The sequence below is a fragment of the Marinococcus salis genome (genome assembly GCF_054971365.1).
In genome coordinates this window covers 195632-211016 of record NZ_JBQOJB010000003.1, presented here as the reverse complement: position 1 = coordinate 211016, position 15385 = coordinate 195632, and the positions used below count along the sequence as shown (strand labels likewise).

Annotated in this window: 12 protein-coding genes, 1 other RNA gene and 1 other annotated feature (1 of these 14 only partly in view); of the genes, 10 read left to right on the top strand and 3 right to left on the bottom strand. The window is 48.0% G+C overall.

All coding sequences use genetic code 11. The features are described from left to right. Window positions 1–177 (top strand) — a binding site (T-box leader); it begins 49 nt to the left of the window's first position. 59 nt (window positions 178–236) lie between these two features. Together hisS and aspS are read left to right on the top strand one after the other, a co-directional pair. After that, the gene (gene hisS / locus ACTTK6_RS04465) at window positions 237–1520 is read left to right on the top strand and encodes a histidine--tRNA ligase (protein WP_462832792.1); all 1284 of its coding nucleotides are present in this window, start codon (window positions 237–239) and stop codon (window positions 1518–1520) included. Beyond that, on the top strand, window positions 1517–3304 hold the full coding sequence (aspS, locus tag ACTTK6_RS04460; protein ID WP_462832791.1) for an aspartate--tRNA ligase: 1788 nt from the start codon (window positions 1517–1519) through the stop codon (window positions 3302–3304). The genes hisS and aspS overlap by 4 nt, the downstream gene beginning before the upstream one ends. 3 nt (window positions 3305–3307) lie before the next feature. On the opposite strand, the gene ACTTK6_RS04455 is transcribed toward aspS, so the two are convergent. Next, window positions 3308–3598 carry a hypothetical protein gene (locus tag ACTTK6_RS04455; protein ID WP_079476902.1) on the bottom strand — a complete coding sequence of 97 codons (291 nt, stop codon included), beginning with the start codon at window positions 3596–3598 and terminating at the stop codon, window positions 3308–3310. Window positions 3599–3698: 100 nt separating this feature from the next. On the opposite strand from ACTTK6_RS04455, the gene ssrS reads away from it, so the two are divergent. Together ssrS and ACTTK6_RS04445 are read left to right on the top strand one after the other, a co-directional pair. Next, window positions 3699–3881, top strand: a non-coding RNA gene (gene ssrS, locus ACTTK6_RS04450) — 6S RNA. A gap of 123 nt (window positions 3882–4004) precedes the next feature. Beyond that, a complete protein-coding gene (locus ACTTK6_RS04445) occupies window positions 4005–6188 on the top strand; it encodes an ATP-binding protein (RefSeq protein WP_079476901.1) in 2184 nt (727 codons plus the stop codon). A gap of 72 nt (window positions 6189–6260) precedes the next feature. Here the strand turns inward: ACTTK6_RS04445 and ACTTK6_RS04440 are convergent, their stop codons facing one another. Beyond that, window positions 6261–7544, bottom strand: coding sequence for a replication-associated recombination protein A (locus ACTTK6_RS04440; RefSeq protein ID WP_079476900.1), 1284 nt, complete (start codon window positions 7542–7544; stop codon window positions 6261–6263). A gap of 221 nt (window positions 7545–7765) precedes the next feature. Between ACTTK6_RS04440 and cymR the strand changes: the two genes are divergently transcribed. Then, a complete protein-coding gene (gene cymR, locus ACTTK6_RS04435; protein WP_027847299.1) occupies window positions 7766–8185 on the top strand; it encodes a cysteine metabolism transcriptional regulator CymR in 420 nt (139 codons plus the stop codon). 93 nt (window positions 8186–8278) lie between these two features. Beyond that, complete coding sequence (locus tag ACTTK6_RS04430) at window positions 8279–9001, top strand: hypothetical protein (RefSeq protein ID WP_094907993.1); 723 nt, start codon at window positions 8279–8281, stop codon at window positions 8999–9001. A gap of 37 nt (window positions 9002–9038) precedes the next feature. On the opposite strand, the gene ACTTK6_RS04425 is transcribed toward ACTTK6_RS04430, so the two are convergent. Then, on the bottom strand, window positions 9039–9638 hold the full coding sequence (locus tag ACTTK6_RS04425) for a hypothetical protein (RefSeq protein WP_094907992.1): 600 nt from the start codon (window positions 9636–9638) through the stop codon (window positions 9039–9041). A gap of 161 nt (window positions 9639–9799) precedes the next feature. Here ACTTK6_RS04425 and ACTTK6_RS04420 point away from each other — a divergent pair, with 161 nt between their 5' ends. From ACTTK6_RS04420 to recD2, 4 genes are all read left to right on the top strand, one after another. Next, window positions 9800–10954, top strand: coding sequence for a cysteine desulfurase family protein (locus ACTTK6_RS04420; protein WP_462832789.1), 1155 nt, complete (start codon window positions 9800–9802; stop codon window positions 10952–10954). Then, window positions 10951–12048, top strand: a complete 1098-nt coding sequence (gene mnmA / locus ACTTK6_RS04415) for a tRNA 2-thiouridine(34) synthase MnmA (protein ID WP_079476896.1) — start codon at window positions 10951–10953, stop codon at window positions 12046–12048. Before ACTTK6_RS04420 ends, mnmA begins: the two co-directional genes overlap by 4 nt. A gap of 100 nt (window positions 12049–12148) precedes the next feature. Continuing rightward, the gene (locus ACTTK6_RS04410) at window positions 12149–12811 is read left to right on the top strand and encodes a tetratricopeptide repeat protein (RefSeq protein WP_079476895.1); all 663 of its coding nucleotides are present in this window, start codon (window positions 12149–12151) and stop codon (window positions 12809–12811) included. Window positions 12812–12820: 9 nt separating this feature from the next. Then, the gene (gene recD2 / locus ACTTK6_RS04405; RefSeq protein WP_462832788.1) at window positions 12821–15115 is read left to right on the top strand and encodes an SF1B family DNA helicase RecD2; all 2295 of its coding nucleotides are present in this window, start codon (window positions 12821–12823) and stop codon (window positions 15113–15115) included. Window positions 15116–15385 lie beyond the last annotated feature (270 nt).

The window sequence follows — 15385 nt, the reverse complement described above, 5'->3', positions numbered from 1 at the left end:
GAAGGGCCTGAGGCTGGAAGCCCCTCTCTTTCTCCCCTGTTGAAAGACACTTTGTAGGTTTTATTTCGAATGCTGCCGAGCAGCCGGTAGGAATAAACGTGCGCCTTCGTTACAGGCATAAAGCGGAAACGAGTGTCGTTTCAATTAGGGTGGCAACGCGGATCAACCGTCCCTCATGATTCATGAGGGACGGTTTTTTATGTGGAAAGACTGAAAAGATAAAGGGAGGAAAGAGCATGGCTTATCGAATTCCAAGAGGAACCCAGGATATACTGCCGGGTGAGTCGGAAAAATGGCAGTTTATTGAACAAAGAATCGACGATATCTGCAGCCGGTTCAACTACAGTGAAATAAGAACTCCAATTTTTGAACAAACTGAGCTGTTTGCGAGGGGTGTCGGGGATTCTACGGACATAGTACAAAAAGAAATGTATACGTTCGAAGATAAAGGCGGAAGACAGCTGACACTCCGTCCTGAAAACACAGCTTCAATCGTTCGTTCTTACGTGGAGAACAAAATGTATGGCTGGGCCGGACAGCCGGTGAAGTTATATTACACCGGGCCGATGTTCCGCTACGAGCGCCCGCAGTCCGGAAGGATGCGGCAGTTTGTACAGTTCGGTGTAGAAGCAATCGGAAGCGCGGATCCTGCGATTGATGCAGAAGTTATCGGTCTTGCGATGCAGTTTTATGAAGAAATGAACCTTAAGGGCCTAAAGTTGGTGGTGAACAGCCTTGGGGATAAAGAAAGCCGGAAGGCTCACCGGGAAGCACTGGTATCTCATTTTGAACCACGGATCGGGGAATTCTGCAGTGATTGCCAGGAGCGCCTGCACACTAACCCACTCCGGATCCTGGACTGTAAAAAGGATAAAGACCATCCACTGATGGTGGACGCCCCTTCCATTCTTGAGCATTTGAATGAAGAATCAAGCAGCTATTTTGACCAGGTTAAAACAATGCTTGATGAAATGGGCATTCCTTATGAGGTGGACGCAAACCTTGTACGAGGACTGGATTATTACACCCATACAGCCTTCGAAATTATGATTGAGGGAGAAGGTTTTGGAGCAATTACAACGCTAATGGGCGGCGGTCGCTACAACGGGCTGATCGGGGATATTGGCGGGCCGGATACGCCGGGCATTGGTTTTGCCCTTAGCATTGAACGGCTGCTGATGGCACTCGACACACAGAATGTAGAGCTCCCTGCAGAAAAAAATCTGGACTGCTACATTGTTGCCCTGGGAGAGGAAGCTAAAAAACGTTCTGTATCCCTGGTACATGAGCTTCGGACAGCAGGAATCAAAGCTGATAAGGATTATATGGACCGGAAAACAAAAGCCCAGTTTAAAGCGGCAGACCGTACAAACAGTACATTCACTGTAGTAATCGGCGACGATGAACTAGAAGCAGAAGCAGTCAACATTAAAAATATGGAGACCGGCGCGCAGGAAGAAGTGCCGCTGTCTGCTTTTATTACTACTATGCAGAAACGCACAAGGAGGAAGGCACAATGATAGGACGGACGCATTATTGCGGAGACATTCAAGAAGCGCTGATAGGCGAAAAAGTACGATTGAAGGGATGGGCCCAGACCCGCCGGGATTTGGGACAGGTCGTTTTTATTGATCTCAGGGACCGCTCAGGAATTGTGCAGATAGTAGCGACCCCTGAACAGTCCAAGGAAGCACTGAACGCAGCGGAAAGGGTCCGCAACGAATATGTGCTCGACGTAGAAGGAATTGTCGTTCAACGTGACGAGGAAACGTACAATGAAAAAATTCCGACTGGGAAGGTAGAAGTGCGTGTTGATGAGCTTTCGATTATGAATGCCTCGAAGCCGCTGCCGTTTCAGATCGAAGCAGACACTAACGTTTCTGAAGACGTCCGGCTCCGCTACCGCTACCTTGATCTCCGCCGCCCGGACATGCAGGAAACGTTCAAGCTCCGTCACCAGACGACAAAGTTTATCCGCCGTTTTCTGGATGATCATGACTTTTTCGACATGGAGACACCGATGCTTACCAAAAGCACGCCTGAAGGGGCAAGAGACTACCTGGTGCCAAGCCGGGTTCACCCCGGGGAGTTTTATGCTCTGCCACAGTCTCCGCAATTGTTTAAACAGCTGTTAATGGTTTCAGGTTTTGAACGTTATTACCAGATTGTGCGCTGTTTCCGTGATGAGGATTTGCGGGCCGACCGGCAGCCGGAGTTTACCCAGGTGGATATTGAGACAGCTTTTCTGGATACAGAGGATCTCTTTTCGATGATGGAAACAATGATGGCCGGACTGGTAAAGGAAACACGTGGAGTAGACATTGAAACGCCCTTCCCGCGTATGACATACTATGAAGCGATGAACCGCTACGGCTCTGACAAGCCGGAAACCAGGTTTGGCATGGAGCTTGTGGAGCTGACTGAAATCTTAAAGGATAGTGATTTTAAAGTATTTAAAAATGCCGCGGCTTCGGGAGGCATTATAAAAGGGCTGAATGTTAAAGGCGTGGCCAATAAAATGTCCCGGAAGGAAATTGATGACCTGGCAGAGTTTGTGGCCGCTTACGGGGCTAAAGGGCTTGCCTGGCTGAAGGTAGAGGAAAACGAGCTCAAAGGGCCAGTCGCGAAGTTTTTAAGCGAAGAGGAAACAGCGTCGCTTCGGGAAGCGCTGGGGGCGGAAGCAGAAGATCTTCTATTCTTTGGAGCAGACACCCACCAGGTGGTCTGGGATTCCCTTGGTGCTCTGCGCCTGAAATTTGGAAAAGAGCTGGATATGATCGACCGCAGCAAGTTTAATTTCCTGTGGGTCACAGAGTTTCCATTGATGGAATACAACAAGGACGAAGACCGCTATGTAGCTATGCACCATCCGTTTACACGACCGGTGGAAGGCGACGCCCACCTGCTTGAGACAAAACCAGAAGACATTCGGGCAGAGGCATACGACCTTGTCTTGAATGGATACGAAATTGGCGGGGGATCGCAGCGCATTTATGAAAAAGAGCTGCAGGAAAGAATGTTTACGGCTCTTGGATTTAATAAGGATGAAGCGAAAGAACAGTTCGATTTTCTTATGGAAGCCTTTGATTACGGTGCACCACCACACGGCGGCATAGCGTTTGGCCTTGACCGGATCGTCATGATTCTTGCATGCAGAAATAACCTGAGAGATACGATTGCCTTCCCGAAAACGGCCAGCGCCACTGATCCATTAACCCAGGCGCCAGGAAAAGTGAGTAGCCGACAGCTCGAGGAGCTGCATCTCAAACTTGATGTAGTTGAAGAAGAGGACGAAGACGACTAAAAGCTATAGGTGGTCAAGGCGGTGGAACTGCTCGACAAAAGCTCCGGGGTCTGAATTGATCTGAAAAGTGCGGATGCCCTGAATCGTATGAACATAAAGAAAGCCTATTTTCCCGGGTTCATATCGGTAGGAAACGTCGAGCACTTCTTTAAGAGGATAAGAAATCTCCTGGCCGTAAGCGATGTGGTCTTCTTTTAAACAAAGAGGGACTTCCACAGGAATCCGCTTTTTCTGGAAATTTTCAATTACTTGTTCCGTATACGTTGCATTAAGCCGGGCAAGTGTTTCTGACATTGTCTGCTCCTTTTAAGATGCGGCGGGGCACCTTGGAATGATATAGTAACGTTCTTGACCGAATTATACGAAAGTGCTAATATATAATCAAACAATGTGAAGAGTCCTGAGGTGTTCGTGAAGCACTGATCGTTTTGAGCCAACACTTTCACATTGGGAGCCTGACGTCTTGTTCTGGAGTACAAGCCTTAATATTTGAGGAAGTATGAACGAACAAGCAAGGCACCCACCTGCCATGAGCAGGTTCAAAAACAAGTTCGTTTGACGGCACATTGGGACTCTTCCTGTTTTACTTAAATTGTTATGCATCCTCCGGCGCGTGAATAGTGCACCGGAGGTTTTTTACATAAACCCGCCAGGACGGGCAGGCTTTCACGGCAGTAAGAGAAACGCAGGTGAACATACATTGAGAAAGCTCCGCTCTAAACTTTTAGTAATCACTTTAATCATAACAGCGCTTCCGCTGTTAATTTTTGGAGTGGTGTTGTTCGAATCCCAGCGTTCAGAGATGGAATCCCAGCTTGAGGGTTCTTTATTTTCACTGGCCAATAATTTATCGTTAACGATGGAGAGCGTTTTGTCGGAACGAATGAATGATCTGGATATGATGACGATGAATCCTGTTTTGCAGGATGAAAGTGCCTCGCCGTCCGGTATACGTAATGAGCTCGAACAAATGGTGGAAGCAGAAAATTTATATATGGGTATTGTTTACATAGACACAAATGGGGATATTGTTACCTCCACCCGGGACGAAGTAATAGGGAAAAATGTTTCTGACCGCATATGGTACCAAAAAGCGAGAGCAGGGAACCCCACACTTGAAGAAGCGTTTATAGACCCAATCTTAAAGCAGCCGATTATTCCCTTGGCAGCTCCGGTAGAAAACGATGCAGGCAGCGTGACCGCTGTAATCTCTCCTTCCATCAATGAAAATGCGCTATGGGAAGTGCTCTGGCAGCGTTTGAATAAAATGGGAGAACACGAGCGTTTCTCCGGTCAGGCCTTTGTAGTTAATAACGAAGGGGAATACATTGCCTATCCTAATTCGGGCTATGTGCTTGAAGAAAGCTTCCTCGATGAGCAGGGCATGGAAGAGAATTCTATTAAAGAGCTGAGCACCGGGCAGGAAGATCAGCTGATTGAGCATGGAAACGATGTCTCTGTGATCACTCCTGTAGAGAATGTAGGCAGTCTGGCAAACGAATGGTATGTCGGCTATACGGTGCCCAAAAGCGGATTTTATGCAAACCTCCGGCAGCTTATCTACAGTTATCTGTTTGTATTCAGCATTGTTTTAATTATTACGGTATTTGCCGTTTTTAAGCTGTCCAAATACATCGTACATCCTGTGGAACGCCTCGCGGAAGCGACAAGCCGTTTTGCGATTGGTAAAAAGGTATTCCCGCTGCAGGCCAATGCTTACGAAGAGGTGGATGTGCTGACTAATACATTTAACCACATGTCAGAGCAGCTTGAAGAGAGGGAGCGGGGGCACCGCCAGTCTACCATGATTCTGGAAACGACTGATAATGGAGTAATAGCTGTCTCCAGGGATTTCATGAATATTACTACATTTAACGCGATGTGCGAAAAGCTGTTTGGGCTGGACAGGAGAGAAGCCCTTGGTTCTTCTGTCCGCGAGGTGATGCAGAAGTCTGAAGATTTTCGGGAATTTGCGGAGAAAATAGAAGAGAACCACCTGAAAGATATGCAGATTGAAATGAAAGAAATTGTAGTTCCGATCAGTGGAAAAAACCGGACGTTTTTAGTAAATATGACCCCTCTTCCAGCTGTAGATGCCCGGGAATCCTCTGAGGGGATTGTGCTTATATTTAACGATATTACAGAAAAGAAGGATATGGAAAATGAACTTGTCCGCAGTGAAAAACTAAAAATGGTCGGCCAGCTGTCAGCAGGCTTTGCTCATGAAATTAGAAACCCGCTTACGACGATTAAAGGATTTGTGCAGCTGTTCCGCCAGTCTGCAAATAAAGAAAAGGATATCCAGCATTATGATTTAGTACTAAGCGAAATTGACCGCATGAACAGCATCGTCGAAGATTTGCTCGGCCTTGCCAGGCCAACGCGCGCTGGCGACGAACACAGTATTCAGGTAAACAGCCTGCTTGAAGAGCTGCTGGAGCTGTACAGCCAGCAGGCGGTAAAAAACAAAACGTTTATTTATACTAATTTTGATGATATTCCTGAAATAATCGGAGACCGGAAGAAATTATCGCAAGTGTTTGTCAACCTGATTAAAAATGGCCTGGAAGCAATGCCGGATGGAGGTGTGCTGCGGGTGGAGACTTTTATGGAATGGGGTAAAGAACCTTATTTCGAGGTAAAAATTAAAGATACCGGCAGCGGCATGAGTGAAGAACAGCTGGAGAAAATCGGCAGTCCTTTTTATACAACCAAATCAAACGGGACCGGTCTTGGGATGATGACAGTCTTTCAACTTGTGGAAGATTTTAAAGGAACGCTGGAGGTGGATTCTGCTCCCGGTGCCGGAACAGCTTTTAATTTAAGGCTTCCGGCCCAGCTGGCCGGAGAAGCAATGGACAATGACAGCCAGAATGTAAATTAAAGACGCCTCGGATGGGGCGTCTTTTTTAGGTGCAGTAATGGGTTGTAAAAGCGCTGGCGGCATTAAAACAGCTTATGGCTTCCTCCTTGCTGGCTTAATCTGGCGGTAAACGTCAGCCAGGGCTTTCTCAAATTTGCTGTTGTCTTTCGGCTCATAATACTGGTCGTTTTTTAATTTATCCGGGAGATACTGCTGCGGCACCCAGCCGCGTTCATCATTGTGAGGGTATTCGTAGCCTTTGCCACGTCCCAGAGCGTCAGCGCCCTTGTAATGTGAATCCCGAAGATGAGGGGGAATGGCTGGCGTGCCTGCTTTTAGCATCGCCTCGCGGGCAGCATCGAGGGCTTTATAAGCGCTGTTTGATTTTGGTGAAAGACATAATTCCACTACGGCATCCGCAAGCGGTATCCGCCCTTCTGGGAAACCTAGCCGTTCGGCGGCTTCGACAGCAGCCAGGGCCCTCGGGCCGGCCTGTGGGTTGGCAAGACCGATGTCTTCATAGGCGGTTACAATCAGCCGGCGGCCGATACTGGTTAAATCCCCTGCTTCGATCAGCCTTGCCAAATAATGGAGGGCGCCATCAGGGTCGCTGCCCCGAATGGATTTTTGGAAGGCGGAGAGGACGTCATAGTGGTGATCCCCGTCTTTATCATGGGTAAACCGCTTCTGCTGAATGCATTCCTCGGCGACTGCCTGAGTAATATGGATGATTCCGTTGCTATCGGGCTGGGTGCTGAGTACGGCGAGCTCGAGCGCATTGAGAGCGGCGCGTACGTCTCCTCCGCCTGCTTCTGCCAGGTGCATTTTTGCTTCCTCAGTGATTTCTGTCTTGTACGTTCCCATACCATTCTGCGAGTCAATGAGGCTGCGCTCGATCAACTGCTTCATTTCGGGAACGGACAGAGGCAGCACTTCAAATATATGCGTCCGGCTTCGTATAGCTGGATTAATCGCATGATAGGGGTTAGCAGTAGTGGCGCCGATCATAATAATTAAGCCGCTTTCGAGGTAGGGAAGCAAAAAATCCTGTTTTGTTTTATCGAGCCGGTGTACTTCATCCATAATGACAATCAGCTGGTCGGACATTTTAGCTTCCTGAACAGCAAGCTCCATGTCTTTTTTGTTATTCATGACGGCATTCATTTTTTTGAAGGCAATGTCTGTGCTTCCGGCGATAGCGGAGGCAATGGAAGTTTTCCCTGTACCCGGCGGGCCATATAAAATCATAGAGGAAAGCTTTCTTGTTTCCACCATTCGGGCAATCATTTTTCCTTCCCCGAGAATATGATCCTGGCCAGCTACCTCTTCGATGGAGGCAGGCCGCATCCGGAAGGCGAGAGGTTGTTTGGATGACATGGAGTTTCTCCTTTCGTAAACACTTCACATAGAAATTGTATCATGATTTCTCAGTTATGAGGATGAACAGCGGGCTGCAGGTATGGTATACTGGCATTAATTCCAACTGTTTTTATCAGCATTAGAAACCGTACAGCAGACGGATAAAACTAAGTATCAATCAGCAGGATTACTGAAGACGTAACAGGTACTGACAGGCCTGACAGGAAGGAATGAAGGTATTGAAAATTTCAACTAAAGGCAGATACGGATTGACGATTATGATGGCGCTTGCCAGAAAGCATGGGAGTGGTCCGACGTCCTTAAAATCAATCGCCCGTGACCATAACCTTTCCGAACACTATTTAGAGCAGCTGATTGCTCCGCTTCGAAACGCCAGTCTTGTTAAAAGCGTAAGAGGAGCCTATGGCGGCTACATGCTCTCGAAAGAACCGGCAGATATTACAGCCGGTGACATTATCCGCGTGCTTGAAGGACCAATCAGCCCAGTCGAAGTTCTCGATGATGAAGAGCCGGCTAAACGGGATTTGTGGCTGAAAATCCGGGACGCTGTAAAGGATGTACTCGATAGTACCACGCTTGATTATCTGGCGGAGTATCAGGGAGATGAAGAACAGGAAAACTATATGTTTTATATCTAATCCTTGAAGGTATGACAAGTATACGTGCGAAATCTCCATGCCGCATCTGGCATGGAGATTTCTTATGATAAGAGCTTTAAGGGGGAAGTAACCGTGGCCGTAGAAAATATTATCGTCGTTGTAATTTTTTTACTCATCCAGTTATTTGCAGATAAATTGATATCCTCTGACAAGATCGGCCGTTTTAGTTGGTTGTCATTTTCCGGGGGAGTGGCCGTAGCATTTATTTTTGTATATATACTTCCATATCTGCATGACGAGCAAAGCAAATATGGAGAGAGTTCTTTTCGTGGTCTAACGTTTGAGTCAGAGTTTTATTTGCTCAGCCTGATTGGACTTGTTGTTTACTTTATAATTCATAACTTTGCTGTCCGAGCTTATCATTCAACTGAAAGGGGAGAAGGCCAGTTTTTCTGGATCCAGGTGGCTTTTTTTGCCCTTTACAACAGTATGGTGGCCTATACAGTATTTGGTTCTGATGTAGAAGGCCTTCAGACAGTCTTTTATGGGGTGGCAATTGGCTTGCACTTTATGGCTATTTCGCATGATCTGCACCGGGAAGATGCAGGCCGGTATAGACGGGGAAGATATTATTTGGCAGGAGGTATTTTATTCGGATGGGTATTTGCCATCATATTTACACTGCCGGAAATCGTTCTGGCCATCACGTTTGCGGTCATTGCAGGGGCCATGATATTTAATGTGCTGAAAAAAGAAATGCCGACAGAAGAGTCGGCTCATCTGCCGACCTTTCTATGGGCAGCATTCATCTATACTGTAGTAACAGAAATATTGAAGCTCCTCTTTAATTGGTAAGAAATGCTGCATCTCTGCAGATATACTGGCTATTACATTAAAGGTCGTATTTAAGCGCAAGCTCGGCCGCCCGGAGCCGGGTGTCGACCGTTTGGTCTTCTTCGAGCATTTCCCTGACGGTTTCAATTGCTTTGCCCTTCAGGACCCCGCCGCTGATAAATGCCACATCGAAAATAATTTCATTCAGCACGTCAAGATGATGAGTTAAATCTGTAATGGTTTTTGGTGAACGCAAGGAGGCCTGCAGTTCCTTACTGAAATCATTGCGGTTGAGCGGCTCTTTGTTAAAAAACCAATTGACGGTTTTCTGGTGGGGATAACCGAGCCCTTTTTTTTGATTATCAACGTTTGGTACGTAAATGTATTGTGAAGTGACCGTACAGAAATACACGTCACGGCTATTGTCGTCCGGCACGATGACAAGGTCGTCTATTTTCATCTGGGAAATAAAATTATATACATTAGTGGCGCCTTCATCCATATCAAAACGGGCTAATTCTTTTTTAACTTTTTCGTAACTGAGGCCATTTAAGGATTTGCCGACAGGGTATCCAATGGCGATAAAGTCATATTCTAAAAAATTATGCAGCTGGTTGGTGCCGTTAGGTAAAGGCCGGAGCAGCCAAACATTTTTCACTCACACATCCCGCACTTTCATAAAATAATAGGAAACAAAATATATATTACACGTGATAAGAAAGCATAGGCAAGGAAATAGACAAAAAATCTCCTATTTGTTAATGTAAAAAATAATGTTATTCCGATTACATGTAATAACTCCAGTAGGAGGAGAAAAATATGTCCGCTATATACGCAGACCATGCGGCTACAACACCGCTTCGCCCGGAAGTGGCTGAGGTCATGATCGAGTCTATGCAAGAGCCGGCAGGAAATCCATCGAGCGTCCATCAATATGGGCGCCGGGCGAGAAAGAGACTCGATGCGGCCCGCCGTATGCTGGCCTCATCTATAAGTGCAAGCCCTAAAGAAATCATATGGACGAGTGGAGGAACTGAAAGCAACAACCTGGCACTCCGCGGGTATATGCACGCCAACCGTGAGAAAGGCAGCCATCTGGTGACAAGTGCCATCGAGCATCACGCTGTTCTGCACACGGCTCAGGCGCTGGAAAAAGAAGGCTTTCAGGTTACCTATGTTGAGCCTGATGAGCAGGGAATCGTTTCGGTGGAAAAGTTGATGGCAGCTGTGACCGACGAAACGATACTTGTTTCATTAATGTATGTAAATAATGAGACTGGGGTTGTCCAGCCCGTGCTTGAAGCTGCTGAAACGCTGGCAGAAAAAGGTATTGCTTTTCATACCGACATGGTTCAGGCATATGGGCAGCTGCCATTTAGCGTGGCAGAGACACCGGTGACGATGGCGACGATGACAGCTCATAAAATCAATGGCCCTGCGGGAGCAGGCTGTTTATTCGTACGCAAGGGCGCAAAGCTCCGCCCGGAACTAACAGGCGGAGAACAGGAAAGAAGGCGCCGGGCAGGTACAGAAAACGTAGCCGCTATCGATGGTTTTGCCAGAGCCGTGGAGCTGCAGATGAATAGTATGCCCGAACGGAGGCAGGAGCTTGAAGTGCTCGGCAAGGCTTTCTTATCCGAGCTCGGACGCAGCGGGGCAGCATACCGGATCAACGGAGAATATGCAGAAAAAAGCCCGCATATTTTAAATATATATTTTCCCGGGATTCAGCTTGAAGCATTTCTTGTGCAAATGGATATGGAGGGCGTAGCTGTTTCAAGCGGGTCGGCCTGCACCGCTGGGACTGTAGAACCGTCTCATGTCCTCGAAGCAATGTACGGAAAAGATGCCCGTATTTATGAATCTGTCCGGTTTAGTTTTGGTTATAAAAACACCGTGGAAGATATGAAAACTGTAGCGCGGGCGGCAGCGAAAATCAGCCGGAAAATGAAAGAAAAGGAGGCTCTGAAATGACTAATGCAGATACAAGAATTGTCGTAGGAATGTCCGGGGGAGTGGATTCTTCTGTCACAGCAGCCCTGTTAAAAGAACAGGGCTATGAAGTGCTCGGTATTTTCATGAAAAATTGGGATGATACAGATGAGTCTGGGATGTGTACGGCGACGGAGGACTACGAAGACGTCATTGCAGTATGCAATCAACTGGATATACCATACTATGCCGTGAATTTTGAAAAAGAATACTGGGATCGGGTTTTTACGTACTTTCTGGAGGAATATAAAGCCGGTCGTACGCCGAACCCTGACGTAATGTGCAACAAAGAAATAAAATTCCGGGCGTTTCTCGATCACGCATTTGACCTCGGCGCCGACTACGTTGCTACCGGCCACTATGCACGAGTGGAACATACGGAAAACGGCACGTATCTGCTGCGCGGCTTAGATAATAACAAAGACCAGACGTATTTTTTGAACCAGTTAAGTGAAGAACAGCTGAGCCGCGTGCTGTTCCCACTCGGAGAGTATGATAAATCCGAAGTCCGGAAAATGGCAGAAGAACGGAGTCTTGAAACGGCTGGAAAAAAAGACAGCACGGGGATCTGCTTTATCGGAGAGCGGAATTTCAAGGATTTCCTGCAGGAGTATCTTCCAGCCCAGCCAGGTAACATGGAAAGTCCGGAGGGTGAGGTGAAAGGCCGTCACGACGGTCTGATGTACTATACACTCGGCCAGCGGCAGGGACTTGGCATCGGCGGCTCCGGGGAGCCGTGGTTCGTCGTCGATAAAGACATGGAGCGCAACGTCTTGATTGTCGGCCAGGGCGGCAATCACGAGCGGCTGTATTCAGAACAGTTGACCGCCTCTGAACCCAACTGGATTCATAAACCGGAAGCCTTTCCGTTTTCATGCACGGCAAAATTCCGGTACCGTCAGAAGGACCAGGGAGTAACCGTTCACCAGAAGGCAGATGGGGAACTTCTTGTAGAGTTTGATGAACCACAGCGGGCAGTCACGCCGGGGCAGGCCGTTGTCTTTTACGACGGCGATGTGTGTCTTGGAGGCGCAACAATAGAAAAAGCCATGATGAAGGAAAGCGTTGCAACATAACGTTTTCCTTTTTCTTGATTCTTCCTGTATGGTGGGAAGGCTTTTCAATCACCCGGGATCGTGAAATAATATAGAAAGAAGATTTGAAAAGGATGATAGTATGGATAAGAATCAGCAGGCGATGGAGCTTTTGCAAAATGGGGATTTTGAAGAAGCGGCCAGGCTTTTGAATGAGCAGATGGAAGCAGAGCCGAATGACCCTGTCGCGTACATAAACTTTGGTAACCTGCTTGCCGAAGCCGGTGAAGACGACAAAGCAATCCGTTTTTTTACGAAGGCACTGCAGATAGACGAAACAGCCGCAACAGCCTATTACGGGGCCGGGAATGTATTATATAACCGGGAGGAATACGCCGAGGCTATTACAATGTATAAAGGGGCCCAGCAGCAGGGGCTTGAAGACTCGAGCCTGTTTTTCATGCTCGGACTGAGTTATCTGCAGTCCGATCGTCTTCCATATGCGATTGCCAATTTCAAGCGTTCCGTGGAGCTCGATGAATCGGACGCTGAAGCAAGATATTATTATGCACTGTCGCTCGCCCAGCAGGAGGAAGTCGACCAGGCTGAAGCAGAATTTAGAAAAGTGGTGGAGCAGGATCCGGATCATGCCGACGCCCACTATAATCTGGGAGTGGCTGCCCTGTTTAATGAACGGGTGGAAGAAGCGCTCAGCTGCTTCGAGAAAGCACTTGAATCAGAGCCTGAACATGCATTGGCAGAGAACGGCAGACAGCAGGTTCAGCAGCTGCTCGGCGAAAAGTGAGGTGGTGCTATGGAGAACGGATATGATGAACAGGAGCTGCTTGAACCCTATGTCCTCGGAACAGTGCAGCACGTTATATTCCGCAATGAAGAAAACGGCTATACGGTAGCGAAAGTAAAAATTAAAGAATCGATACCCGCCTTTGAAGAAACCACAACGACTATCGTTGGCATCCTTCCGACAGTGGAGGCAAACGAACGATATCGTTTTAGCGGTGAAATTAAACAGCATCCGCGCTTTGGCACCCAGTATCAGGTCGTCTCATACCAAAAAGAGATACCGACCGAACGTTCCGCATTAATTGATTATTTATCGAGTGACCGGTTCCCGTACATCGGGCCAAAAACAGCAGAAAAACTGGTCGATCGCTTTGGGGCCAGAGTGATTGATGAAGTGCTCGAACGTCCGGAAGCCCTCGAAAAGATTCCTGGCCTGAACGAAGAAAAACGTAAACAAATTCGTACCGCCATGCTCGAAAATCAAGGTATGGAGCATGCCATGACGCTTTTAGTGCGCTACGGATTCGGTACGGACCTTGGCGTGAAAATATACAACCAGTACCGCGAGCAGACCCTTGACATCATTCAGCATGATCCGTACCAGCTTGTCTGGGACGTAGACGGTGTTGGCTTTACGAAAGCAGACCGTCTAGGGGAAAACACCGGCATACAAAAAAACGACCCAAGCCGTTTAAAGGCAGGGGTGTTGTTTGAGCTGTACGAGCGGACGATGCAGGACGGGCATGTGTATATCCCAAAGCAGCAGCTGCTCGATAGCGCAGAGCAGCTGCTTGCAGACCCTGCCGTTACCATTGATCAGCAGGAGCTGAAGCTTGTACTGCAGGAGCTCGTAAACGAAGAGCGGGTGCAGATCGACGATAGCCGTGTTTATATCGCCTCTTTGTATTTTGCGGAAAAAGGTTTTTCAAGCAGGGTACATAAGCTTCAGGAGGAAGCGGAGGAAAAAGAATATTCCCAGGCGGATCTGCTGCAGGCACTCGGGGAAGTGGAGGAGAAGTTCGATATTGAGTATGCTGATCAGCAGAAAGAAGCGATACAAACGGCTATGGAAAAACCATTGATGCTTCTTACAGGAGGGCCGGGGACTGGCAAGACCACGATCATCCGGGCCATTGTAGAAGTGTACGCCTCCCTCTACGATATTTCTCTTGATCCTTCGGAATATTCGGGGAAGAAGCCTTTTCCAGTATTGCTTGCAGCCCCGACCGGACGGGCGGCAAAGCGAATGAAAGAATCCACCGGCCTGCGGGCGGTGACAATTCATAAGCTGCTCGGATTCAGCGGAGAAGGGGAAAATGAGCTGTTTGAAAAGGATGAGTACGAGCCACTTGAAGGGGAGCTGCTGATTGTTGACGAAGTTTCGATGGTGGACATGTGGCTTGCCAATCAGCTGATTCGGGCGGTGCCGAAAGGAATGAAAGTAATTTTTGTTGGGGACGAAGACCAGCTGCCTTCGGTAGGCCCGGGCCAGGTGCTCGGAGATCTTCTTGAAGCAGGTACCATACCAACTGTGAGCTTATCAGTGGTATACAGGCAAACGAACCAGTCATCAATTGTAGAATTAGCCCATGCGATGAAAGAAGGAGGGCTGCCGGACGACTTCGAGCAGCCGTTTGAAGACCGCCGGTTTTTCCCGTGCTCAAAATCACAGGTGGCCGATGTGGTGGAGAAAACGTGTGCCGGCGCCATCCGGAAGGGCTACGATCCGATGGATATTCAGGTGCTTGCCCCGATGTACCGGGGGGAGGCGGGCATCCACGCCCTGAACGAACGTCTGCAGGAGATGTTTAACCCCCGGACGCCGCAGAAACGGAGTGTAACCTTCGGTGACGCTGTTTATCAGAAGGATGATATCGTTCTTCAGCTTGTAAATAACGGCGAAGAAGGCATATATAACGGGGATAAAGGCGTGCTCGAAACTGTCTTTGAAGCAAAAGAAACTGTCGATAAAGAAATGCAGGTTGTTTTTTCCTTTGACGAAAAGGAAGTCAGTTACACGCGCCAGGACCTCAAACAAATCACTCTTGCCTACTGTACTTCTATTCATAAGGCGCAGGGAAGCGAGTTTCCTATTGTAGTTGTGCCGATGCTGATGTCCTACCGGCGGATGCTGCGCCGTAATTTATTGTACACAGCGATCACACGGGCGAAGGATTATTTAATTCTCTGCGGCGAAAAAGAAGCGTTCATGTATGCCGTAAAGCAGGAATCAAAAAATGAACGCTATTCGTACCTGAAGGAACGACTGAAATACCGGGAAGAAGATCCGGAAGACCAGGCTTGACAGAAAATACGGTTTCCGATATAACTGAAACAGAATAACAAAAACAGTGATGGAACGAGTACGGCGGGTATATTCACACAGAGACCGGCAGCAGCGGCTGAAACTGCCGGAGAATAACCCGCCCGAACGCTGCTCCGGAGTGCAGGCAAACCCTGCCGGATCATCCACGTTACGGATGCTGAGTTGGCCGCTTGATATGTGGCAACCAGGGTGGTAACGCGAGCACACTCGTCCCTGTTTTCAGGGGCGGGTTTTTTAATGTGATATAAA

Coding starts and splice junctions, on each gene's coding strand:
- hisS (WP_462832792.1), top strand. CDS start 237: ATGGCTTATCGAATTCCAAGAGGAACCCAGGATATACTGCCGGGTGAG.
- aspS (WP_462832791.1), top strand. CDS start 1,517: ATGATAGGACGGACGCATTATTGCGGAGACATTCAAGAAGCGCTGATA.
- ACTTK6_RS04455 (WP_079476902.1), bottom strand. CDS start 3,598: ATGTCAGAAACACTTGCCCGGCTTAATGCAACGTATACGGAACAAGTA.
- ACTTK6_RS04440 (WP_079476900.1), bottom strand. CDS start 7,544: ATGTCATCCAAACAACCTCTCGCCTTCCGGATGCGGCCTGCCTCCATC.
- ACTTK6_RS04420 (WP_462832789.1), top strand. CDS start 9,800: ATGTCCGCTATATACGCAGACCATGCGGCTACAACACCGCTTCGCCCG.
- mnmA (WP_079476896.1), top strand. CDS start 10,951: ATGACTAATGCAGATACAAGAATTGTCGTAGGAATGTCCGGGGGAGTG.
- ACTTK6_RS04410 (WP_079476895.1), top strand. CDS start 12,149: ATGGATAAGAATCAGCAGGCGATGGAGCTTTTGCAAAATGGGGATTTT.
- recD2 (WP_462832788.1), top strand. CDS start 12,821: ATGGAGAACGGATATGATGAACAGGAGCTGCTTGAACCCTATGTCCTC.